Origin of the sequence: Hyphomonas sp. (genome assembly GCF_018402285.1) — a bacterium.
GTDB lineage: Bacteria > Pseudomonadota > Alphaproteobacteria > Caulobacterales > Hyphomonadaceae > Hyphomonas.
The window spans coordinates 148,985-170,754 of record NZ_JAGYJH010000004.1; the positions used below are offsets into that span (position 1 = coordinate 148,985).

Below are 21,770 nucleotides of genomic sequence, written 5' to 3' on the forward strand. Positions count from 1 at the left end.
CGGGGGGCCACCAAAAAACGAGATAACCATGACACCCGCCGATGTCCTTTCATCTTCGAGCGGCCCTGCAGCTTTTGCCGGAGCGCCGTTTGGGGCCGACCTGATCGTGTTCTGCAAAGCTCTGCAGAAGCGCGGCGGCATTGGCGTTTATGTCGCGCGTGATGACCGGCTGGCGCAGGCGGCGCGGCGAATGGCGATGTTTGCGGCGCCGCGGCTCGAACAGGTGGACCTGCCGGGATGGGACGTGCTCCCTTATGACCGGATCAGCCCGACCCCGGCCGTTGCGGCGCGCCGCTGCGCGGGCCTCGCGCGCATCTCGCGCTATGAGAAGGCGCAAGGTCCGCTGCTGGTGGTCACGACTGCGGGCGCGCTCGTCCAGCGCTCGGCGCCGCGCGAGACGCTGAGGAAAGCCTCCCTCTCCATCCGCGCCGGCGAGAGCGTGAAGGCGAACGAGCTCACCGAATACCTGGCCTTCAATGGTTATGTGCGGTCCGGCACAGTGCGCGAGCAGGGCGAGTATGCCGTGCGCGGGGGCATCATCGACATCTTCCCGCCCACGGCAGGTGAACCCTTCCGGCTCGATTTCTTCGGCGACGTGCTGGAGACGATCCGCACCTTCGACACCGAGACACAGCGCTCTACCGGCAAGGCAGAGGCGGTGACCTTTGCGCCGGTGAGCGAGATCCTGTTCAACGACAATGTGCTGGCAGCCTTCCGCGACCGGTTCCTGGAAGTCTTCGGGCCGCCGTCAGGTGACCAGATGTATGAAGCGGCCCGCGCCTCTATTCGCCGTCAGGGCGTGGAATCCTGGCTGCCGCTGTTTCATGGCAGGGTCGATACGCTGTTTGACTATGTGGGCGAGGGCGCCCTGTTCGGGCTCGGCCACCTGACGAGTGAAGCTGCGCATGAGCGCCTGACTCAGGCCGCCGATTATCACGCCGCGCGTCTCGAAGCGGGTGGCGGGGACATCCGCAAGGCGCGCGTCCTGCCGCCGGGACGGCTTTATCTGGAGCTGGACGAACTCGACGATCTTCTGGCGACGAACGCCGTGGTGCGGTTCTCGCCATCTGATCCTGGTCCGAACACATTCGACATGGGTGGGCGGCGCGGCCGGGACTTTGCGCCTGAACGTTTGAAGACGGATCAAAACATTTTCGAGACGGTGATCGGCCATGCGCGGGCGCTCTATGCCAGCGGCAAGCCGGTGGTGTTTGCGGCCTGGTCGACCGGGTCAGCCGACCGTCTCATCAATGTGCTCAGCGATCATGGCCTGACGGCGCTGGCGCAGGTCCATTCGCTGGAGGCTGCGAAGAAGACTGATTTCACGGTGGCCGAAGTGCCCATCGAAGAAGGCTTCAATCTGCCGGACCTGGCGATGATCTCCGAGGCGGATGTGCTGGGCGACCGTCTGGCCGCCCCGCGCCGCAAGCGCAAATCGGCGAGCTTCATCACCGACGCCACCTCCCTGACACCGGGCGACCTTGTCGTGCATGTGGACCATGGCGTGGGCAAATATATCGGCCTTAAGACGCTGGAACTGACCGGCGCGCCGCATGACTGCCTGCAGCTGGAATATGCCGGCGGCGACATGATTTTCATCCCGGTAGAGAATATCGACCTCATCAGCCGCTATGGCTCCGAGGAGTCCGAGAGCCAGCTTGACCGGCTGGGCGGAGCAGGCTGGCAGACGCGCAAGGCCAAGGCCAAGAAGCGTATCCTTGAGATGGCCGCCGAACTCATGCAGATCGCGGCTGCCCGCGAACTCAAGCGCGCGGACGCCGTGCAGAGCGGGCAGGGCCTCTACGAGGAATTTGCCGCGCGCTTCCCCTATGAGGAAACCGACGACCAGCTTTCGGCCATCGAGGACGTGCTTGGCGATCTTGCATCAGGCAAACCTATGGACCGGCTTGTCTGCGGCGATGTGGGCTTTGGCAAGACGGAAGTGGCGCTGCGCGCAGCCTTTGTTGCGGCCATGAGCGGCAAGCAGGTGGCAGTGATTGCGCCAACGACGCTGCTCGCCCGCCAGCACGTCAAGACCTTCCAGGAGCGCTTTGCCGGCTGGCCGCTGAATGTGCGTCCGCTGTCGCGCTTCGTCGGCGCACGGGAGGCGGGGGAAACCCGAGACGGGCTCGCCGAAGGCACGGTGGATGTCGTCGTCGGCACCCACGCCGTGCTCAGCAAGGACATGAAGTTCAAGCGCCTTGGCCTGATGATCGTGGACGAGGAGCAACGCTTCGGGGTGAAACACAAGGAGCGCCTCAAAGAGCTCAAATCGGACGTACACGTCCTGACGCTGTCGGCGACGCCGATCCCGCGCACGCTGCAGATGGCGCTGACGGGTATTCGCGATCTCTCCATCATCGCAACGCCGCCCGTGGACCGGCTATCGGTACGCACCTACATCACCGAAGAAGATACCGTAACGCTGCGTGAGGCGCTGCTGCGCGAGAAGTATCGCGGCGGACAGGCTTTCTTCGTTGCGCCGCGTATCCAGGATCTCGACAAGCTGGAAAACTTCCTGCGCACGCATGTGCCGGAAGTTTCCTTCATCGTCGCTCATGGCCAGATGGCGGCGGGGGAGCTCGAGGACATCATGACGGCCTTCTATGAGGGCAGGTATGACGTGCTTCTGTCCACCACCATTGTCGAAAGCGGCCTTGATATTCCGCGTGCCAACACGCTGATCATCCACCGGGCCGACATGTTCGGCCTCGCCCAGCTTTACCAGCTGCGCGGCCGCGTCGGTCGGTCCAAACTTCGTGCGTATGCCTACTTTACCACGCCCAAGGACAAGGTGGTCACGGAAAGCGCCGAGAAGCGCCTCAAGGTGCTCCAATCGCTCGACTCCCTCGGCGCAGGCTTCCAGCTGGCCAGCCATGACCTCGACATGCGCGGGGCCGGCAACCTTCTGGGCGACCAGCAGTCCGGCCAGGTGAAAGAGGTTGGCGTTGAGCTTTACCAGTCGATGCTGGAGGATGCCGTCAAGGCGCTGCGCGCCGGGGCGTCGGACGAGGCCGATGTGGCCGATGACTGGTCGCCGCAGATCAATCTGGGCGTCGCTGTCCTGATACCGGAAGATTATGTCGATGATCTCAATGTGCGCCTGTCGCTCTACCGGCGCCTGTCGGATATCGTGACAGCGCAGGACCGCGAAGCCTTTGCGGCAGAGTTGATCGACCGGTTCGGTCCGCTGCCCAGCGAAACACGCCAGCTGCTGGATGTGACGGCGATCAAGGTTTCGTGCAAGACGCTCGGGATTGCCAAGCTTGATGCGGGAGAGAAAGGCGCGCTCTTCACCTTCCGCAGCGACACCGTGATGGACCCGCAGAAGCTGATGCAGATCGTCCGCACGCGGCCTGCGCAGATGAAACTGCGACCCGATTCCAAGCTGGTGCATTCGGGACTTGGCGGCACGCCGGAGCGGCGGCTTTCAGGCGCCAAGGCGTTCCTGCGCGAACTGGAAGCGGCCTGCGGCATCGTTTCACCAGCATCCACCGACGCTGTGGCGGCTATGCCTTCCCGCAAGGAGGTCGCGCCTGAGGACAAATGGGCAAAGCCGATCAGGAGCGGATTGCTGAGCGAGGAGTGAGCGCCTGGCCGCCTAGGCGGCAATCCGCATCCGGACAAAGGGACCGATCAGGGACGCGGCCAGGAAGGTTTGCGGGGTGTGATAGCTGCGCTTTTCCGTAACGCGCCAGCTGAGGCCGGGATGGTCGGCCACGCGGCCCATGGCCTCATTGATGCGCTCGGCGAGGCGCACGCCTCCCCGGTAAGGTGTTGCGGGTAGGGAAATTGTAAAGACGCCTGGCTGGACCAGCGCGGCGCAATCGGTGTCGCGTATCTGGCTGCGGATGATGTCTCCGGCCGCGCGCTGGGCTGTGTGGGATTTGGCTGCGTCCACGTCTAGGCGCAGCGTGAGGACAGACAGGGCCTCGGCTTGTTCACCGGCAACCTCCATCTGGCGCGGCAGGTGGGCCTCGAAGAAGCCACGCGTAAACAGGCCCGAAACAATGTCGGTAACGGCCATGGCAGAGAGGCCGGGCAGGGGCATCATCGGCGCGCTGGCGTGCAGACGGCGGCAATGGGTTTCGATAGCGGTCAGGTTTGCTTCGTCTTCAGCGTCAGGGTCGATGATGTCCGTTGCGTGGCTGAGCAGGGCGAGTTCGCGCTCGGTAAACTCTGCCTGCGGACGGCTTAGAACAATCAGGGGAAGGCCCGAAAGGCCGTCTTCCTCCGATATCCAGCGGCCCATGCCGCTTGCGTCCTCATGCGCCATGCTGAGGTCGATGAGGGCTGCGGCAAAGCGCTTGCTGGCCATGTGCTGGCGCGCTGTGGCGCGGGAGAGGGCGGCGGTGATTTCCACGCCTCGATGGCGCAGGGCGCCCTGCAGCGACAGGAAGAAGGGCGAGCCATCGCCAAGATACAGCAGCGCCGGGACGGCATCGACATTGACCGGCGGAAGCCTGGTGCCGAGCTGCAGGGATGTCTCGCGGCGGATAGCGGCTTCGCGCTGGCGGCTGGCGCGGCGGGAAAGGGCGGCAAGGCGGCTGCGCAGGCTTGCCATGTCCTTGTCGAGCCGTAGCTCGATGGCGCCCTCGATCCGGGGCGCGGGCTGGGCCAGCGTGTTGAGGATGACAATCTGGCGGGGCGTACCTATCATCGCGGCGCGGCCGAGGCGTTCGAGTGTTTCCGGCGCGGCGCTTTCCCGGTCAACGAACAGCGGGTCGGGCGCAGAGTAATCGATGGAGGGGGACGCGGTGTAGGGGCGCAGGCCGGCCGCCTTTAGGCGGATCATGATCTGCTCCAGGCGAGGGCTTCCGCCAGCCACCTCGATGGGAGGATCGTAGAAGGAAAAATCCAGCATGCCGGTACGCGCCTGAAACTCGGTGAAAACTCGCGGAAATCTCTTAGAAATCGGGCCGGGAGCGACGTCGCGGCACCCCTTCCTTTTGCGCCTGCCACCCTTAAAGTTCCGCTAATCAGACCATTAACATCAGGACATGAGGGAGACCTGTCATGGCTCAAGGGCCGCTCGCGGGCGTAAAGATTGTTGAATTTGCGGGCATTGGTCCGGGACCGTTCTGCGGCATGCTTCTCTCGGACATGGGCGCCGATGTGATTCGCATCGACCGTCCGGGTAATGGCAAGCCGGGCCGCGCTGAGGATGTCGTCGGCCGGGGGCGTCGCTCTATCGGTCTGAACCTGAAGGATCCGGCCGATGTCGAAGTGGCGCTGAAACTGATCGCGCAGGCCGACGCCCTGATCGAGGGCTTCCGTCCCGGCGTGATGGAGCGCAACGGCCTTGGCCCGGATGTGGCGCTCGCCCGCAATCCGAGGCTCGTTTACGGGCGCATGACCGGCTGGGGCCAGACCGGCGCGCTCTCTCATTCGGCAGGCCACGACCTCAACTATATCGCCATCACCGGCGCCCTTCATGCGATGGGCGACGGCGATGGGCGTCCGCGTCCGCCACTGAACCTTGTCGGCGACTATGGGGGCGGCGCGCTCTATCTGGCGATGGGTGTTCTGGCGGCGATCATAAACGTCAAGAATGGTGGCAAGGGCCAGGTTATCGACGTGGCGATGTCGGACGGCGCAGCTTCGCTGACAGCCATGTTCTGGGGCATGCGCGCCATGGGGGTATGGACCGACGAGCGCGAAGCCAACATGCTCGATGGCGGCGCCCACTTCTACGACACATACGAGACCAAGGACGGCAAGTGGATTTCACTCGGTTCCATCGAGCCGCAATTCTACGCGATCCTGCGCGAGAAGGCGGGCCTCACCGATCCGGCATTCGATGCCCAGATGGACCGCTCCAAATGGCCGGAGCTGAAGCAGAAGGTCATGGCGGTGATCAAGACCAAGACCCAGGCCGAGTGGAACACCATTATGGAAGGCACCGACATCTGCTACGCGCCTGTGCTCTCGATGGCCGACGCGCCGGCCTACAGGCACAATGTTGATCGCGGCACCTTTGTCGAGATCGAGGGTGTGGTTCAGCCTGCGCCCGCGCCGCGCTTCTCCGCGACACCAGGCGCCATTCAGGGCCGTCCGCCGGGCCTCGGTGAACATACTGAAGCGATCCTCAGGGACTGGGGCGTCTCGCGCTGATGAGCGCGCTTCCCGGCACGACCGGGCGGCGGCGCATCTATCTGATGCGGCACGGCTTTGTGGACTATACGTCGGCAGCCGTGCGCGCCGCGCGCGATCCCAAGGTGGCAACATTGACCGAGCGGGGCGTCGAGGAAGCGCGCGCCGCCGGGGTTGCCCTGTCCGAAGTCCATTTTGATCTTGCCCTCTGTTCGGGCCTCGCACGCACGCGGCAGACGGCGGAGTTTGTGCTGGCCGAGCATCCCACTGCGCCCGCCCTTGAAGAAGACGCGCGTTTCGGCGAGCTGCGGTCAGGCAGCTACATGGACTTTCACTCGGCAGAGCACCTTGCCGCGGTGATGACGTTCACCTTCGAGCAGGCCGGCGAGCCGGAAGCCGCCTTCCTGCCTGGCGGGGAGCGATTTGCGGACGCGCTGATCCGGATTCGCGAGGCGTTGGCCGACCTCCTGGCCCGTCCTGACTGGGCAACGGCGCTCGTGGTCGCACACGAAGTCGTGAACCGGATGCTGCTGGCGGACGTGATCGGCGCGCCGCTGGGAGCGAGCGCAGGCTTCGAGCAGGACACTGGCTGCATCAACATCCTCGATTTCGACCTGGTGCCGGCCGAGACGGGGGAGGGCACCCTTGTCGAGCGGGGTGTCATCAAGGCGGTGAACCTGACACCGGCTAACTACCTGAAAAACGGGATGAATTTGCGCAGCCTTGAGGCCATTTTCACGCGGCCGGCAGAAGACTGAAGCAGGCTTCCGCTGCGGTCCTGGGCGGCGCGCCAATCCGCCGGCTCCGGTTGCGGCCAGTTCCCGCGCGGCGTTCCCGGTTCCCCTCACAGGCGAGTGATCCCGAACCTGAACCCCAAATAACAACACCGGTGCGCCAATATTCAGACTTAATCCCTTATTAACTAAACCTGTCAGCGCAGAGCCAAATCAGGCAGCTTGCCCGGGCAAAGCACTGACGTCCTTCTTGCATACCTTGGCCGGCCTTAGGGCCGGCCATTTTGTTTTGGCCCGGGGAGAAGCGGCCCGCTGCTGAAATTGATGCCGTTTCGCGCTTGCCATCGCCGATTGGCTGCGTTAACAGGCGCGCTTTCCCGCGATCCCTCTTGGGCAGCGGACCCACCAGATTCCGGAAGCAAGTGCCATGGCAGTCCCCAAGAGTAAGAAATCGAAATCGCGCACGCGCATGCGCCGCTCGCACGACCGTCTGGCGATGAACACCTACATCGAAGACGCGACCTCCGGTGAGCTTCGTCGCCCGCACCACATCGACCTTAAAACGGGCATGTACCGCGGAAAGCAGATCCTCGAGCCGAGCGACGACATCTAGTTCCCCGGTTGCGCTCAGCAGCGCACCAGCCTAAGGGTTCCGGCGCCTCCTGCACCTTCGCAGGGGGCGCTTTTCATTTGCACGCAAAACGCCGGTAAGGGGACGTTCTCCATGAGCGAAATCATCGACATTCACGCCCGCGAAATTCTCGACAGCCGCGGTAATCCGACCGTCGAAGTCGATGTCACGCTGGACGATGGCTCCACGGGCCGCGCAGCTGTGCCCTCGGGTGCCTCGACGGGCGCCTACGAGGCCCACGAGCAGCGCGACGGCGACAAGAGCCGCTACAATGGCAAGGGCGTCCTGAATGCCGTCGACGCCGTCAACGGCGAGATCTGCAACGAGCTTGCCGGCATGGACGCAACCGACCAGCGCCTGATCGACTCGCTCATGATCGACCTGGACGGCACCGAAAACAAATCCCGCCTCGGCGCAAATGCCATCCTCGGCGTGTCGCTGGCCGTGGCCAAGGCCGCCGCCGAATCGTCCGCCCTGCCGCTCTACCGGTATCTGGGCGGCGCGAACGCCCGTATCCTGCCGACGCCGATGATGAACATCATCAATGGCGGCGCGCATGCGGACAACCCGATCGACATCCAGGAATTCATGATCATGCCGGTCAGCGCCCAGAGCATCTCGGAAGCCGTGCGCATGGGCGCGGAAGTCTTCCACGCGCTGAAGAAGACGCTGAAAGATGCCGGCCACAATACGAATGTCGGCGATGAAGGCGGCTTTGCGCCCAACCTTGCCTCCACCGACGAAGCCATCGGCTTCATCATGAAGTCGATCGAGACGGCAGGCTATCGCCCCGGCGAAGATATTGCCCTTGCCCTCGATGCGGCTTCCACCGAGTTCTACAAGAACGGCAAGTATGAGCTGGCCGGGGAGGGCAAGTCGCTCTCGTCCGAACAGTTCGGCCAATATCTGGCAGACCTCTGCGGCCGTTACCCGATTCTCTCCATTGAAGACGGAATGGCCGAAGACGACTGGGATGGCTGGGTGGCGCTCACCGAGCTGCTCGGCGACCGGGTGCAGCTGGTCGGCGACGATCTCTTCGTCACCAACCCTGACCGCCTTGCCATCGGCTTGCAGAAGGGCGCGGCCAACTCCATCCTCGTGAAGGTCAACCAGATCGGCACGCTGTCGGAAACGCTCGACGCGGTCGAACTCGCCCACCTGCACGGCTACACCGCCGTCATGTCCCACCGCTCGGGTGAAACCGAGGATTCGACCATTGCCGACCTCGCTGTCGCCACCAATTGCGGCCAGATCAAAACCGGTTCGCTCAGCCGCTCTGACCGGATCGCGAAATACAACCAGCTGATTCGGATCGAGGAAGAGCTTGGCCCCATCGGCATGTATGCCGGCCTTGCACGGATCAACGCAGGCTGACCGGCGCGACGGGGCATATTGGTTGCACAAAACCTAACCCGGCGCGGAAAGATTGCCGCGCCGGTTAGCCACATAATCACGCAGATTTGCTAGCAACCGCCTCAGGATATGGGGGCGGTCCTATGTGGCATCGTATTCTTGGGACAGGCTGGACTCTCCAGGGAGAGTTGATCACCAGCCTGGACCTTGTTCGCAGACTGGCCGCCGACATGGCTGGCCGCCTGATCGCCTGCGCAGTTGTCGCTGCTCTGGTGGCTTACTCGGCATCGCTCAATCTGGCTGCGCTGTGGGTGGTGCTGGTCTGCCTGAATGAGCTCTCAGAGCTCAGGCTTGCCAACCGGATGCGTGACACCAGCCTGTCCGACCGCGCCAGACTGGTCCCTTACATGCTGCATCTCGGCGCAGGGGCGGCGCTTTGGACCGGCATGTGTCTGACCCTTTGGCTGGGGGGGGACTTCATCGACAAGCTGACCGCCGGAGCGACGCTGATTGGCATCCTGATCCATGGGTCCCTGTTCTACAATGAAAGCAGGCTGCAGTCGCTGGTAACCGGCGCTCCTCCTGTCGCCGGAGCGGCGCTGATGATTGTCTCCGCGGTTACGGATCCACTTCTGAACGACAGAGAGAAAGTGGTCGCCTGCGTGGCGCTGTTCAGCCTTTGCGCGTACCTCAGCACTGGCGTATACCGAGGTGTGCGCACCCGCGAAACGCTGCGCGGCCTGATTGCCACCACCGCCCGGCTTGCAGCTGAAGACCCGCTTACAGGTCTTCACAATCGAAGATCCTTTTTTGAAAAGGTGGAAGCACATTCGGCGCCGGGCGCTGCCTTCATCATCGCTTTTGTCGATCTCGACAGGTTCAAGCCCCTGAATGATGAATTCGGCCACGCGGTCGGTGATGAGGTTCTCAAAGTGATCGCCCGGCGGCTGGAGCAGCATCCCGGCGTCGTGGCAGCGGCGCGGCTTGGCGGTGACGAATTCGCGTTTCTCTGCCCGCTGCCCGCTGATGAAACAGTGGCCGATCGGCAGATGACCGAAATCCGCAACAGCCTGGTTTCGCCGATCCCTTCGGCAGCAGGTGTCGTTTCTGTCGGAGCCTCGATCGGGTGGATTCGCGCTGCCGATGCAGCTTCTGCCGCGTCAGACCTTCTCAATTGGGCAGACGTTGCCATGCGGCGTGCAAAGGTCGAGCGCCTGGGGCTGGTGGAATTCGATCCGGTCGCTGATTCTGCGGCGCTGACTTCCTCTGCCATCGAGATCGCTTTCCGGCAGGCGCTGGCCAATGAACGGATCAGGGCAGCGCTGCAGCCGATCATCTCGGCCAGAAGCGGGAAGATCGTCACGATGGAACTGTTGGCCAGATGGCCCGACAGTGGCTTTGACAGGGACCCGGGTCCGCAGGAGTTCATTCCAATCGCGGAACGACTGGGCCTGCTGAATGAAATGATGTGGTCCACTCTGCGCCAGGCGCTTCCGCTCCTTTCTGGCACGGCCTGGTCGCTGGCAATCAATGTGTCGCCGTCGCAGCTGACCTCGAGCTATTTCCTGCAGAAGCTGATGGCTCTGGTCCGGCAGTACGGGGTTGTGCCTGGCCGAATCGAACTCGAGATCACCGAACAGGTCGCCTTCCGGAATGTGGCAGAGAACTGCGCGGTCCTGAACGAAGCGCGGGCACTCGGGTTTCGAGTCGTGCTGGATGACTTTGGCGCAGGGTATTCATCGCTCGCGATGCTGGACCGGCTACCGCTCGACAAGATCAAGCTGGACCGTGAGTTTGTGGGCGAACTGAAGGCGCGCACCGAAATCCAGAAGATTCTCAAGGCGACTGTATCTCTCGCTCATGAGCTTGGAATGATCTGTTCAGTAGAGGGAATCGAATGCCCTGAAACTGCGGCGATGGTCACGGGGTTCGGCTGCGACCAGATCCAGGGATATTGGATTGGTCGACCTGAAGTAATCGATCAACACCCTGTTTTGTTTGGAATTGCCAGCTGAGATCTGCCGGGGGCGCCAGACAGCGCCCGGCCCGGAAATTGTGTGGGTAAGAAATTGGTTACTACGCGCCTGTATGTGTCGGATCATGGTTTCACGGCTCCAGGCCCTCGGGCTCAGTCTTCTTGTGCTCTACTTTGCCTTCCACGCTTTTGCGGGGGAGAAGGGGCTCGGCCGTTGGACGGATGCCCAGATTGAACTGGAAACCCGCAAGACTGAACTCGTTGAATTGCAAAAAGAAATCGAGCTCCTGCGGATCGATATCCGGCGGCTGACCCCTGGCTCGGTCGACCCCGATTATGTCGAGGCACTGGCCCGTGATAAGCTCGCATTCGTCTATCCGGGAGAAATTGTTCTCCTCACACCTGAACGCAGCTCTGCAAATTGACAACGTTGCTCTGACTTGTCGTTGCAAAAATGCAGCGTCATAAGGGCCTCCGGGAGGCACATCGTCATGGCAACAAAACCCAAGAGTGCAAAAAAGGCACCCATAAAAGCGACCAAGGCAGAAATGCTTGCCTTCTACCGCGAGATGCTGCTGATCCGGCGTTTCGAGGAGAAGGCTGGCCAGCTTTACGGCATGGGCAAGATCGCAGGCTTCTGCCACCTCTATATCGGGCAGGAAGCGGTCGTCACCGGCATGCAGGCCTGCCTGAAAGAGGGAGACCAGGTCATCACCGGTTACCGCGACCACGGCCATATGCTGGCCTGTGGCATGGACCCCAACGGCGTGATGGCGGAGCTGACCGGTCGCATCGGCGGCCTGTCCCGTGGCAAGGGCGGCTCCATGCACATGTTCTCGAAAGAGAAGAACTTCTATGGCGGCCACGGCATCGTCGGCGCGCAGGTGCCGCTGGGCACAGGCCTTGCCTTCGCCAACAAGTATCGCGGCAACGACAATGTCAGCCTTGCCTATTTTGGCGATGGCGCTGCCAACCAGGGCCAGGTCTACGAGGCGTTCAACATGGCGTCCCTCTGGAAGCTGCCGGTCGTCTACGTGATCGAGAACAACATGTACGCGATGGGCACGAGCGTTGAGCGCCATGCCTCCGAGACCGAGCTTTACAAGCGCGGCATCTCTTTCGAGATCGAGGGCGAGGAAGTTGATGGCATGGATGTACTTGCGGTGCGTGAAGCCGGCGAAAAGGCCGTCAAGCATGCGCGCAGCGGCAAGGGTCCCTACATCCTCGAGATGAAGACCTACCGTTATCGCGGCCATTCGATGTCGGACCCCGCGAAGTATCGCAAGCGGGAAGAGGTCGATGACATCCGCTCGCACCATGATCCGATCGAGGGCCTGAAAAGCCAGATCATCGAGCTTGGCCATGCGACCGAAGACGATCTGAAAAAGATCGACAACGAGATCAAGGCCATCGTGAAAGAGGCAGCCGACTTCTCCCTGGAGAGCCCGGAGCCGGACGCGAGCGAGCTGTGGACGGATGTTCTCATCGAAGAGGCTGTAGGATGAGTGTCGAGCTTTCCTGGTTATCTGCCACGGTGGCGCTCTTCCTCGTTTACATTCTCGGCGAAGTCGTAACCGGAAATCGTCAGTACCCGATCAAGGATCTTCTGGGTCCGAGGGACGGCCTTCCTCCAGCGGGCCCGGCGTTTGGCCGGGCAAAACGCGCAACGGCCAACATGATCGAAGCGATGTGCCTGTTTGTGCCGCTCGTCCTGATCGTGGAGGCAACTGGTCGCGACAATGAATGGACGGCGCTTGGCTGCGCCATCTTCTTTTTCGCTCGTCTCGTTTTTGCGCCGCTCTACTGGTTTGGCGTGCCTGTCCTGCGCTCGCTGGCCTTTGGTGTTGGCGCGGCGGGCCTCGTCATGATTTTCCTTCAGGTTCTTCCGTTTTCCGGAGCTAATTAATGTCCGTAGACATCCTTATGCCTGCGCTGTCGCCAACCATGGAAGAGGGCACGCTCTCCAAATGGCTTAAGAAAGAGGGCGATGCCATCAGGTCCGGCGACGTGATCGCCGAAATCGAAACCGACAAGGCCACGATGGAAGTCGAAGCGGTGGATGAAGGCGTCCTCGCAAAGATCGTCGTGCCCGAGGGCACAGAGAATGTTAAGGTCAACGCCGTCATCGCGGTGCTCGCTGCTGACGGGGAGGATGTCACGAAAGCGGCGCCCTCCAGGCCAAAGGCAGACAAGGCCGGGGCCGTATCTGACGCGGACAGCGTGAAAGAAGCAAAGCAGGCCGTTCCGGAGCAGGAGGACCCAAAGCCGAAAACGCCCGAACAGCCCCGCGCCGCCGTTGTGAAAGACCCTTCTCTGCCGGAAGGCACGACCTTCACCGACACCACCGTGCGTGACGCGCTGCGCGACGCAATGGCCGAAGAGATGCGCAAGGATGAGCGCGTCTTCGTCATGGGCGAAGAAGTGGCGCAGTATCAGGGCGCCTACAAGGTCACTCGCGAGCTGCTGCAGGAATTCGGAGATCGCCGCGTCGTGGATACGCCGATCACGGAGCATGGTTTTGCCGGCCTTGGCGTTGGCGCCGCCTTTGCAGGCCTGCGCCCCATTGTCGAGTTCATGACCTTCAACTTCGCCATGCAGGCGATCGACCAGATCATCAACTCCGCCGCCAAGACGCTCTACATGTCCGGCGGCCAGATGGGCTGCCCCATCGTGTTCCGCGGCCCCAACGGCGCTGCCAGCCGCGTTGGCGCCCAGCACAGCCAGGACTATTCGGCCTGGTACGCCCAGATCCCCGGCCTGAAAGTCATAGCGCCCTATGACGCGGCCGATGCCAAGGGTCTCCTGAAAGCGGCCATCCGCGATCCCAACCCGGTCGTCTTCCTTGAGCATGAACTGCTCTATGGCCAGTCCTTCCCGGTGCCGGATGTCGACGACTATATCGTCCCCATCGGCAAGGCCGCGGTGAAACGTGAGGGTACAGATGTCACCCTCGTGGCTCATTCCCGCATGGTCGGCTTTGCCCTGCAGGCCGCTGAGCGCCTCGCCGAAGAGGGCATCAGCGCGGAAGTGATCGACCTGCGCACCCTGCGCCCGCTCGATACAGACACCGTTATCGAGAGCGTGAAGAAAACGAACCGTCTCGTCTGCTGCGAGGAAGGGTGGCGATTCATGGGCGTCGGTGCGGAAATCGCCGCCACCGTCGTCGCCGAGGCCTTCGACTGGCTCGATGCCCCCCCGGTCCGCGTGCACCAGAAAGACGTGCCCCTGCCTTACGCCGCAAACCTGGAAGCGCTTAGTCTTCCGAATGCGGATGACATTGTCGAGGCGGCCCGCAAAGTCTGTGAAGGAGCATTCTGATGTCCATCAACATCACCATGCCTGCTCTCAGCCCCACGATGGAAGAGGGCACGCTCGCCAAATGGCTCGTCAAGGAAGGCGACAGTGTCAAGTCCGGTGACATCATCGCCGAGATCGAGACTGACAAGGCAACGATGGAAGTCGAAGCCGTCGATGAAGGCAAGGTTGCCAGAATCCTCGTTGCCGAGGGCACCGAAGGCGTAAAGGTCAATGCCGTGATCGCCGTGCTCGCCGAGGAGGGCGAGGATGCGTCTTCCGTAAAGACGCCGTCTGCCGACGCAGCGCCGAAGAAGGCTGACGCTCCCAAGGCTGAGGAAAAGAAAGCCGAAGAAAAAAAGACCGAGCCCAAGAAGGAAGCCGCAAAGCCCGGACCGGCCCAAACCGCCGCGCCTGCGAAATCAGATAATGGGGGGCGCCTGAAAGCGTCCCCGCTCGCCAAGCGTATCGCCGCCAACAGGGGTATCGACCTCAAGGTTCTCAAAGGCTCCGGCCCGCATGGCCGCATCATCAGGCGCGATGTGGAAAGCGCCAAGCCGGGTGCGCAGGCCGCGTCTGCTGGCTCAGCCGCGCCAGCCTCGCCCGATGGCCTCATCCTGCCACAGATCCTCGACGACCGCGTCTATGCGCCGGATACGTACGAGCTCAAGCCGCTCGATGGCATGCGCAGGACGGTCGCCAGGCGCCTGACGCAGAGCTTCATGCAGGTGCCGCATTTCCCGCTGAACGTGGACATCACGCTCGATAATCTGCTGACCAGCCGCGCGGCCATCAACAACGCCGCGCGTGAAGGCGTGAAGGTCTCGGTTAATGACCTCCTCATCAAGGCCGCCGCACTCGCCCTGATCGATGAGCCTGACTGCAATGCATCGTTCACGGACAAAGGCATCGCTTATCACAGGCACGCCAACATCTCCGTGGCCGTCGCGGTCGAGGGCGGCCTGATCACGCCGGTGATTTTCAAGGCCGAATCCAAGGGGCTGGCTGAAATCTCCGAAGAGATGAAAGACCTCGCATCCCGGGCCCGCGAGCGCAAGCTGAAGCCCCAGGAATACATGGGCGGCACGTTCTCGATCTCGAACCTCGGCATGTTCGGCATCAAATCCTTTGCCTCGATCATCAACCCGCCCGAAGGCATGATCCTCTCGGTCGGCGCCGGCGAGAAGCGCCCGGTGGTCGACGAGGAGGGCAATGTCGTGCCGCGAACGGTCATGAGCGTCACGCTCACCTGCGACCACCGGGTCATCGGCGGGGCGGAGGGCGCCAAATGGCTCGCTGCATTCAAGCGCTATGTGGAAACACCTGAGGCGATGCTGCTGTGAGGCGGTTTGTGATCCTCGGATTTCTGATCGCGGCAGGTTGTTCGCATGCGCCAACATATGATGACGGTCAGATTGAAGCGATTATGCGCCCACTGGCGTATGAACAGGAAATTGATCGCAAATGCGAGGCCCGGCAGTCTGTATTCGACGCAGACTTGTTTGTATCCAGCCTGAGTGGCCAAAGCGCGGCACGAGCGTCTGAAATTCTCTCATCTGTTTCCATGGAAGTCGCGGAGGGTGAAGCTGAATATGTCTGCACGGTCGAACTTTATTTCTCGACACAACAACGCGCAAATGATGCGCGTGCGATGTGGAAGGCACTGAAAGGTAATTCCTGATGTCCACCCAATATGACCTCATCGTCATCGGTTCCGGCCCAGGCGGCTATGTCGCGGCGATCCGCGCGAGCCAGCTTGGCATGAAGACGGCCATTGTGGAGCGCGAAAGCCTCGGTGGCATCTGTCTCAACTGGGGCTGCATCCCGACCAAGGCGCTGCTGCGCTCGGCCGAGGTGCTGCATCTGGCCAAGCATGCCAAATCCTTCGGTCTGAAAATCGAGAAGCCGGAATTTGATCTCGAAGCCATCGTGAAACGCTCGCGCGGTATCGCCGCGCAGCTTTCCGGCGGCGTCAAGTTCCTCATGAAGAAGAACAAGATCGACGTGATCGAAGGCACCGCCCGGCTGGAGAAAGGCGCGCCTGCGCCCAAGGTCATCGTCAAGGGCAAGGATGGCAAGGATACGCCATATACGGCCAAACATGTCATGCTGGCCACCGGCGCCCGCGCGCGCGACATTCCGCAGGCGGGGCTCAAGGCAGATGGCAAACTTGTCTGGACGTACCGTGAAGCCATGACGCCGGATGTGATGCCAGAGCGTCTCCTCGTGATTGGCTCGGGCGCCATCGGCATCGAGTTTGCGAGCTTTTATAACGAGCTCGGCTCGGACGTGACCGTTGCCGAAGTGATGGAACGCATCCTGCCGGTGGAAGACGCCGAAATATCCGCCTTCGCCGAAAAGGATTTCAGAAAGCAGGGCATGAATATCCTCACCGGCGCCAAGGTGGAGAACCTGAGACCCGGAAAAGATACGCTCACGGCAGACATCACCACGAAGGACGGCAAGAAGGAAACCAAGGAGTTCGACCGCGCCATTCTCGCCGTTGGCATCGTCGGCAATGTGGAGAATCTGGGCCTCGAAGCACTCGGCGTGAAAATCGAGAAAACCCATGTCGTCGTCGATGGCTTCGGGCGCACGGGTGTGCCCGGCCTTTATGCCATCGGCGATCTCACCGGCCCGCCCTGGCTCGCCCACAAGGCCAGCCATGAAGGCGTTATGTGCGTTGAAGGCATCCACGGTAAAAACCATGCCGAGCCTTTTGATGTGTCAAACGTTCCGGGCTGCACCTATTCCCATCCGCAGGTCGCCAGCGTGGGCCTCACCGAAGCCGCCGCCAGGGCCAAGGGGCATGATATCAAGGTCGGCCGTTTCCCCTTCATCGGCAATGGCAAGGCGATTGCTCTGGGCGCGGAGAATGGAATGGTCAAAACCATCTTTGACAAGAAGACCGGCGAGTTGCTCGGGGCCCATATGATCGGCGCCGAAGTCACCGAGTTGATCCAGGGCTATGTCATCGCCCGGCAGGGCGAGCTGACCGAGCAGGATCTCATCCACACGATCTTCCCGCACCCGACGCTGTCAGAGACGATGCATGAGGCTGTTCTAGATGCCGAGGGCCGTGTGATCCACGTCTGACACGCCAGCGTGCGCTTAAAAAGAAGCCGCCGGAGCGTTCTGCTTCGGCGGCTTATTGTTTGAGGGTTCGGGAGAGGCCCTTCTGGATCAGAACGTATACCGTAACCCCGCGCGTACATTGCGGCCTGGCATAGGCACGGTGTCGCGAAGGACGGATGTCGCAAGGCGCACTTCTTCGTCGGTGGCATTGCGCACTTCCAGGAAGAGCTGCGTGCCTTCCCTGCCATGGCCGAGTTCGGAAAGGTTCAGCGCGCCGCGCAGGTTGAGCGTGGTGTAGTCGCTGGTGCCAAGCTGTCCGGTGCCCACATATTTCTGGTTATCGGCCCATTCGATCTGGGCGCCTGCCTCCAAGAGGCCCCAGTCGGCATCTGCGCCTGCCGAGATGCTCAGGGGCGGGACGAACGGCACATCGCCGCCAGCATCGAGTTCCGCGCGCACATAGTCGAGGCTGGAGCGGAAAACCCAGTCCGCGGCAAGCGGGCCATTGTTCAGATAGTATTCGCCATAGATTTCGCCGCCGGTGAAGGTCGCCTCATCCTGGGTGAACAGGAACACCGGCAGCCCGTCCTCTTCGCTGATGAGTTCGCCGTCTTCTTCAATCGTACCGGGCGTCAGGAACACGAAATCGGTGAAGCTCGTATGGAAGAGGTTGACGCCGAAGCTGGCCGTGTCAGAGCGCCAGCGCAGCGTGCCTTCCAGATTCAGGCCTTTTTCCTTGCCGAGCCCGGCGTCGCCCACTTCAAACTGGCTTGTGGCGAGGTGGGGGCCAAAGGCAAACAGTTCGCTCTCGTTCGGCGCCCGCTCGGTGTAGGCCAGCTGCGCGCCGGCAAACCAGCCCTCGCCGAAATGCTGGTGAACCCCGGCCGAAGCGCTGAAGAGATCAAACTCGACCTGTCCGGCCACGGCATTGTCGTGCTCCAGCTGCTCTATACGGGCGCCGCCCTCGATGCCAAAGCCGCTGTCCCATTCGCGCGTTTCATAGAGGAAAAGTGCGATGGAGTTGGTGTCGGTCGCAGTCAGGAAGGCTTCATCGCCTACCGCGTCCAGAGATTTGTCGAGGAACTGGATGCCCACTGCGCCTTCAAAGCCTGCGATGGCATGGTCCAGCTCGATCCGGCCTTCGATGCCCTCCGAGGAAAAGACCGTGCCCGGTTCGCCGGGCGCTTCAAATTCGGTGTGCGCATAGTCGGAATAGGAGAGGGTGGCGTTGAGCGCCTGGATCACCGGCCCGTCAAAGGTCAGTCCGCCCCGGAAATCATAGCGTGTCTGCTCGAAATCGATGAAGGCATTTTCTTCTTCCTCTTCGGCCTCTTCGCCGTCTTCGCCTTCTTCATGCGCATGTTCATGCGCATGTTCATGGCCGGGCAGGCCGTACTCGGACGTTTGCTGGCGGATGGCAAATCCGGCGAAGGCGCGCTCGCCCACCCAGGTCACGCCCGCGCCCAGTGTCCTTGTGTCCAGGGAGGAGTTGCCGAGCGTGCCATTGCCGGCCTCTTCATGATCATGCTCCTCCTCTTCATGCCTCCGCGTCATGCTCCTCTCCGGCATGTTCCTGTTCTTCCTGGAAGCGCAGCTGGCGGGACTCGGCGAGGCCGGGAATGTCATAGTTGCCAAAGTCGCGCTGGGAGGCTGACAGGGAGAAGACGAGGGGACCGGCGACAAAGCTCGTCCGGGCACCAAGCTCGGTGCCCTCATTGACGCTGTTCCAGGCCCCAAAGGCTTCGCCGCTGACGGGGGCTTCGGGCGCCATGTCCACGATGAGGCCGTCGATCACGTTCACCACGCCGCCGATGGCCTGGCCTCCATAGGCAAGGGCCGCCGGGCCGCGCAGGATCTCGATCTTGTCGGCGTCGATGCCGTCCGCGCTCACCTGGTGGTCGGGGCTGGCTGCTGACACGTCGATGACGCCAATGCCATTGGTCAGCACCTGCACCCGCTCGGCGCCGAGGCCGCGCAGCACAGGGCGGCTCGCGCCCTGGCCGAAGAAGGTGGAGGAGACACCCGGCTCCCCCGCCAGCGTATCGCCCAGTGTGCCAGAAAGGCGTCGGACGATGTCAGACCGGTCAAGGGCCGTGGCGTTGCCGATGAGCTCGTCACTGGAGCGCTCTGGCCCGGGCGCGGTCACGATGACGGGCGCTTCGATGCGCGGGGCGTCGGTATCCTGGGCGAGGGCAAGGCCGGTGAGGAGGTGACCGGAAATGGCGGTCAGCAGCAGCGTACGTTTCATCTGGGAGGCTCTCATTCTAGTAATGTAATAATATTGCATTATCGATACGGAGCCCTCCGCGCAAGGGCCTAAACTATCCGAAAGTGGCCGGATTGGTCCTCGTTCAGGCAGACAAAAAGCCCGCCATTGGCGGGCTTTTGCATGTATCTGGCGCTGATCTGACGGGCTTTTTCAAGCCGCGCTGCCATCCACGCGAAGAAGCGACCCGGTCGTAAAACTCGACGCCGGGCTCGCCAGATAGAGGGCCGCCGTGACGATTTCCTCGGGATATCCGGGGCGGCCCAGGGCGTTGTCTGCAGATTGGCGCATCTGCTCGGGCCAGGCCTTGGCAATGTCGGTCAGGAAGGGGCCGGGGCAGATCGTGTTCACCCGCACCTTGGGGGCATATTCATGCGCCAGAGACAGGCTCATGGCATTGATCGCCGCCTTGGCTGAGCCATAGGGCACCACATGGGGCAGAGGCACCAGGCTTCCCGAGGACGAGATGTTGATGATCGAGCCGCCCTCGCCATCGGCCATGCGCCTGGCCAGCTGGCTGGCGAGCCGGAACGGGCCCTTGAAGTTGAGGTTGAGCACCGAATCGAAAAGGCTTTCGGTCACCTCATGACTGGCCATTCGCGGGCCGGAACCGGCATTGTTTACCAGGATATCGACCCGCCCGAAATGGCCGTAGGAGGCCTCGATCAGGGCGTCGATGTCGTCCCAGCGTCCGCAATGGGCGGCGAACGCAAAGGCCTTCCGGCCGAGCGTGCGCACTTGCTCGGCAGCCGCCTCGCACGCATCCAGCTTGCGACTGGCGATGATCACATCGGCGCCATTCTCCGCAAAAGCTTTCACCATTTCAAAGCCAAGACCCCGGCTACCCCCGGTTACGAGGGCGATCTTGCCAGTCAGGTCAAACAGGTTGCGAGCCATCGATTTCCTCCAGTGTCTGTCTGGATCAGACCATCGGGCAAGGGCGAAGCCCCATCAACCGACAATCGGGCATCCTGCCGCAAGGTGAGGCGTCAGGCCATCAATCCGGCCGCTACGTAAAGCATTGTCGCCGCCCCGCCGGCGAGCAGAGCGTAGGGCAACTGCGTGCGCACATGGTCAAGGTGATCACATCCAGAGGCAAGGGAGGCGATGATGGTCGTGTCGGAGATTGGGGAGCAGTGATCGCCGAATACGCCCCCTCCCATGACAGCGGCTATAACAAGGGGAAGCGGAATGCCGGCGCCAACGGCCAGGGGAATGGCGACCGGAACCAGAATGCCGTACGTTCCCCAGCTGGTGCCGGTGGTGAAGGAGGTGACAGAAGCGGTCAGGAACAGCGCCGCCGGGATCAGCCAGGGGGCAGGCAGGCTGCTGGCGAGGCTGGAGAGAAAAATGCCCGTGCCAAGGGCTTTGAGGCTGTCACCCAGTGCCAGGGCCAGGAAGATGATGATCACTGCGGGCAACAGTTTGCCCATGCCGTCAAAGCCCGTATCGAGCAGGCTGCCGCGCAATGACCGATTGCGGGCGGCAAGGAGGAAAGCCGTCGCGGTAGCGAGGATCACAGACCAGAGAATGGCCTTGGAGCCTGATCCCTGGAGTATGTTTCCGTTCCCTGTCCACCACATGAAGCCGATGGCGCCGCCGACAAGAATCAACATCGGCAGGATGAAGGTCAGGAGCGCGCCCGGTTGTGGCTGCGGACTGTCATCTACATAGTCGGCCTGGACAGCCGCGGCATCAAAGGCGCGCATCGGACCGAACGTCCTGTTGGTCACGACCGTCATGAACACAAGCACGAGGGTGAGGAAGGCATAAAAGTTGAGGCCTATGGACCCAACAAGAACGCCAAGCGGCGCGTCGACATCATTGGCGGTCAGCAGGCCGAGGATGAAGGCGCCCCAGCCATTGATAAGGATCAGTACACTGACGGGCGCGCAGGTGGAATCGATGATGTAGGCAAGCCGGGCCCGGCTGAGCCTGACCTTGTCGAACAGGGGCTTGCCCAGAAGGCCCGTCGCCAGAAGGCTGATATTGGTTTCGATGAAGAGGATGATACCGGCAAGAGCTGTTACCCCGCTGGCACGTTTGGGGCCGGACGCGAGACCGCTTCTCATCAGCCAGCTGACCATTGCGGCGAAGGCGCCCGCGCGCTCCAGATAGGCTATCAGGGCGCCGATGATGAGGCAGAACAGAAGGATCCGTGTATTGCCGGGATCAGCAAAGACGCCGGTTGCCCGGTCAATACTGCCGAGCGCGCCGAGCGCCGGATTAAAGCTGACCTGCAGCGTTTCTGACAGGAGGATGGCTAGGCCGAGCGCCCAGTAGACGTTCCGTGACCAGACCGCGACGATGATCGCGGCCACAGGCGGAAGGACGCTCAGCCATTCCATT

Annotated in this window: 18 protein-coding genes; 13 read left to right on the plus strand and 5 right to left on the minus strand. The window is 62.2% G+C overall.

The window, feature by feature from the left end; genetic code table 11:
• Positions 1–28 precede the first annotated feature (28 nt).
• Positions 29–3,589, plus strand: a complete 3,561-nt coding sequence (gene mfd / locus KG722_RS10510; protein WP_300998419.1) for a transcription-repair coupling factor — start codon at positions 29–31, stop codon at positions 3,587–3,589.
• A 12-nt stretch (positions 3,590–3,601) separates the two neighbouring features.
• Here the strand turns inward: mfd and KG722_RS10515 are convergent, their stop codons facing one another.
• Positions 3,602–4,864 (minus strand): hypothetical protein, encoded by a 1,263-nt coding sequence (locus KG722_RS10515; protein WP_213271741.1) that lies wholly within the window; start codon positions 4,862–4,864, stop codon positions 3,602–3,604.
• 152 nt (positions 4,865–5,016) lie between these two features.
• On the opposite strand from KG722_RS10515, the gene KG722_RS10520 reads away from it, so the two are divergent.
• The 12 genes from KG722_RS10520 to lpdA all read left to right on the plus strand — a co-directional run bounded on the left by KG722_RS10520 (position 5,017) and on the right by lpdA (position 17,176).
• Entirely contained in the window at positions 5,017–6,114 is a 1,098-nt protein-coding gene (locus tag KG722_RS10520; RefSeq protein WP_213271742.1) for a CaiB/BaiF CoA-transferase family protein, read from the plus strand.
• The gene (locus tag KG722_RS10525) at positions 6,114–6,851 is read left to right on the plus strand and encodes a histidine phosphatase family protein (RefSeq protein WP_213271743.1); all 738 of its coding nucleotides are present in this window, start codon (positions 6,114–6,116) and stop codon (positions 6,849–6,851) included. The genes KG722_RS10520 and KG722_RS10525 overlap by 1 nt, the downstream gene beginning before the upstream one ends.
• A 403-nt stretch (positions 6,852–7,254) precedes the next feature.
• The gene (rpmF, locus tag KG722_RS10530; protein WP_213271744.1) at positions 7,255–7,440 is read left to right on the plus strand and encodes a 50S ribosomal protein L32; all 186 of its coding nucleotides are present in this window, start codon (positions 7,255–7,257) and stop codon (positions 7,438–7,440) included.
• A gap of 111 nt (positions 7,441–7,551) precedes the next feature.
• Positions 7,552–8,832, plus strand: a complete 1,281-nt coding sequence (gene eno / locus KG722_RS10535; RefSeq protein WP_213271745.1) for a phosphopyruvate hydratase — start codon at positions 7,552–7,554, stop codon at positions 8,830–8,832.
• Positions 8,833–8,999: 167 nt separating this feature from the next.
• Positions 9,000–10,826: an EAL domain-containing protein gene (locus KG722_RS10540; RefSeq protein ID WP_213271746.1), complete on the plus strand. Its 1,827-nt coding sequence runs from the start codon at positions 9,000–9,002 to the stop codon at positions 10,824–10,826.
• An 85-nt stretch (positions 10,827–10,911) separates the two neighbouring features.
• Complete coding sequence (locus KG722_RS10545) at positions 10,912–11,211, plus strand: septum formation initiator family protein (RefSeq protein ID WP_213271747.1); 300 nt, start codon at positions 10,912–10,914, stop codon at positions 11,209–11,211.
• A 66-nt stretch (positions 11,212–11,277) separates the two neighbouring features.
• Complete coding sequence (gene pdhA, locus KG722_RS10550; protein ID WP_213271748.1) at positions 11,278–12,291, plus strand: pyruvate dehydrogenase (acetyl-transferring) E1 component subunit alpha; 1,014 nt, start codon at positions 11,278–11,280, stop codon at positions 12,289–12,291.
• A complete protein-coding gene (locus tag KG722_RS10555) occupies positions 12,288–12,692 on the plus strand; it encodes an MAPEG family protein (RefSeq protein ID WP_213271749.1) in 405 nt (134 codons plus the stop codon). The genes pdhA and KG722_RS10555 overlap by 4 nt, the downstream gene beginning before the upstream one ends.
• Entirely contained in the window at positions 12,692–14,104 is a 1,413-nt protein-coding gene (locus KG722_RS10560; protein ID WP_213271750.1) for a pyruvate dehydrogenase complex E1 component subunit beta, read from the plus strand. The genes KG722_RS10555 and KG722_RS10560 overlap by 1 nt, the downstream gene beginning before the upstream one ends.
• Entirely contained in the window at positions 14,104–15,423 is a 1,320-nt protein-coding gene (locus tag KG722_RS10565; protein ID WP_213271751.1) for a pyruvate dehydrogenase complex dihydrolipoamide acetyltransferase, read from the plus strand. The genes KG722_RS10560 and KG722_RS10565 overlap by 1 nt, the downstream gene beginning before the upstream one ends.
• 8 nt (positions 15,424–15,431) lie before the next feature.
• On the plus strand, positions 15,432–15,761 hold the full coding sequence (locus KG722_RS10570; RefSeq protein WP_213271752.1) for a hypothetical protein: 330 nt from the start codon (positions 15,432–15,434) through the stop codon (positions 15,759–15,761).
• A complete protein-coding gene (gene lpdA / locus KG722_RS10575) occupies positions 15,761–17,176 on the plus strand; it encodes a dihydrolipoyl dehydrogenase (RefSeq protein WP_213271753.1) in 1,416 nt (471 codons plus the stop codon). Before KG722_RS10570 ends, lpdA begins: the two co-directional genes overlap by 1 nt.
• Positions 17,177–17,263: 87 nt before the next feature.
• Here lpdA and KG722_RS10580 read toward each other — a convergent pair whose 3' ends face one another.
• The 4 genes from KG722_RS10580 to KG722_RS10590 all read right to left on the minus strand — a co-directional run bounded on the left by KG722_RS10580 (position 17,264) and on the right by KG722_RS10590 (position 21,769).
• Positions 17,264–18,709, minus strand: coding sequence for a TonB-dependent receptor (locus tag KG722_RS10580; protein WP_300998420.1), 1,446 nt, complete (start codon positions 18,707–18,709; stop codon positions 17,264–17,266).
• Complete coding sequence (locus KG722_RS15125) at positions 18,693–19,403, minus strand: TonB-dependent receptor plug domain-containing protein (RefSeq protein ID WP_300998421.1); 711 nt, start codon at positions 19,401–19,403, stop codon at positions 18,693–18,695. The genes KG722_RS10580 and KG722_RS15125 overlap by 17 nt, the downstream gene beginning before the upstream one ends.
• Positions 19,404–19,574: 171 nt before the next feature.
• The gene (locus KG722_RS10585) at positions 19,575–20,318 is read right to left on the minus strand and encodes a glucose 1-dehydrogenase (RefSeq protein WP_213271754.1); all 744 of its coding nucleotides are present in this window, start codon (positions 20,316–20,318) and stop codon (positions 19,575–19,577) included.
• Between the two features lie 92 nt (positions 20,319–20,410).
• Positions 20,411–21,769: a Na+/H+ antiporter NhaC family protein gene (locus tag KG722_RS10590; protein ID WP_213271755.1), complete on the minus strand. Its 1,359-nt coding sequence runs from the start codon at positions 21,767–21,769 to the stop codon at positions 20,411–20,413.
• Position 21,770 lies beyond the last annotated feature (1 nt).

What these genes read in the sequence shown, in the direction of transcription:
- KG722_RS10585 (WP_213271754.1), bottom strand. Translation starts at nt 20,318, where the DNA reads ATGGCTCGCAACCTGTTTGACCTGACTGGCAAGATCGCCCTCGTAACC.
- rpmF (WP_213271744.1), top strand. Translation starts at nt 7,255, where the DNA reads ATGGCAGTCCCCAAGAGTAAGAAATCGAAATCGCGCACGCGCATGCGC.
- eno (WP_213271745.1), top strand. Translation starts at nt 7,552, where the DNA reads ATGAGCGAAATCATCGACATTCACGCCCGCGAAATTCTCGACAGCCGC.
- pdhA (WP_213271748.1), top strand. Translation starts at nt 11,278, where the DNA reads ATGGCAACAAAACCCAAGAGTGCAAAAAAGGCACCCATAAAAGCGACC.
- KG722_RS10555 (WP_213271749.1), top strand. Translation starts at nt 12,288, where the DNA reads ATGAGTGTCGAGCTTTCCTGGTTATCTGCCACGGTGGCGCTCTTCCTC.
- KG722_RS10590 (WP_213271755.1), bottom strand. Translation starts at nt 21,769, where the DNA reads ATGGAATGGCTGAGCGTCCTTCCGCCTGTGGCCGCGATCATCGTCGCG.
- KG722_RS10580 (WP_300998420.1), bottom strand. Translation starts at nt 18,709, where the DNA reads ATGACGCGGAGGCATGAAGAGGAGGAGCATGATCATGAAGAGGCCGGC.
- KG722_RS10545 (WP_213271747.1), top strand. Translation starts at nt 10,912, where the DNA reads ATGGTTTCACGGCTCCAGGCCCTCGGGCTCAGTCTTCTTGTGCTCTAC.
- KG722_RS10525 (WP_213271743.1), top strand. Translation starts at nt 6,114, where the DNA reads ATGAGCGCGCTTCCCGGCACGACCGGGCGGCGGCGCATCTATCTGATG.
- KG722_RS10515 (WP_213271741.1), bottom strand. Translation starts at nt 4,864, where the DNA reads ATGCTGGATTTTTCCTTCTACGATCCTCCCATCGAGGTGGCTGGCGGA.
- KG722_RS10520 (WP_213271742.1), top strand. Translation starts at nt 5,017, where the DNA reads ATGGCTCAAGGGCCGCTCGCGGGCGTAAAGATTGTTGAATTTGCGGGC.
- mfd (WP_300998419.1), top strand. Translation starts at nt 29, where the DNA reads ATGACACCCGCCGATGTCCTTTCATCTTCGAGCGGCCCTGCAGCTTTT.
- KG722_RS15125 (WP_300998421.1), bottom strand. Translation starts at nt 19,403, where the DNA reads ATGAAACGTACGCTGCTGCTGACCGCCATTTCCGGTCACCTCCTCACC.
- KG722_RS10560 (WP_213271750.1), top strand. Translation starts at nt 12,692, where the DNA reads ATGTCCGTAGACATCCTTATGCCTGCGCTGTCGCCAACCATGGAAGAG.
- lpdA (WP_213271753.1), top strand. Translation starts at nt 15,761, where the DNA reads ATGTCCACCCAATATGACCTCATCGTCATCGGTTCCGGCCCAGGCGGC.
- KG722_RS10565 (WP_213271751.1), top strand. Translation starts at nt 14,104, where the DNA reads ATGTCCATCAACATCACCATGCCTGCTCTCAGCCCCACGATGGAAGAG.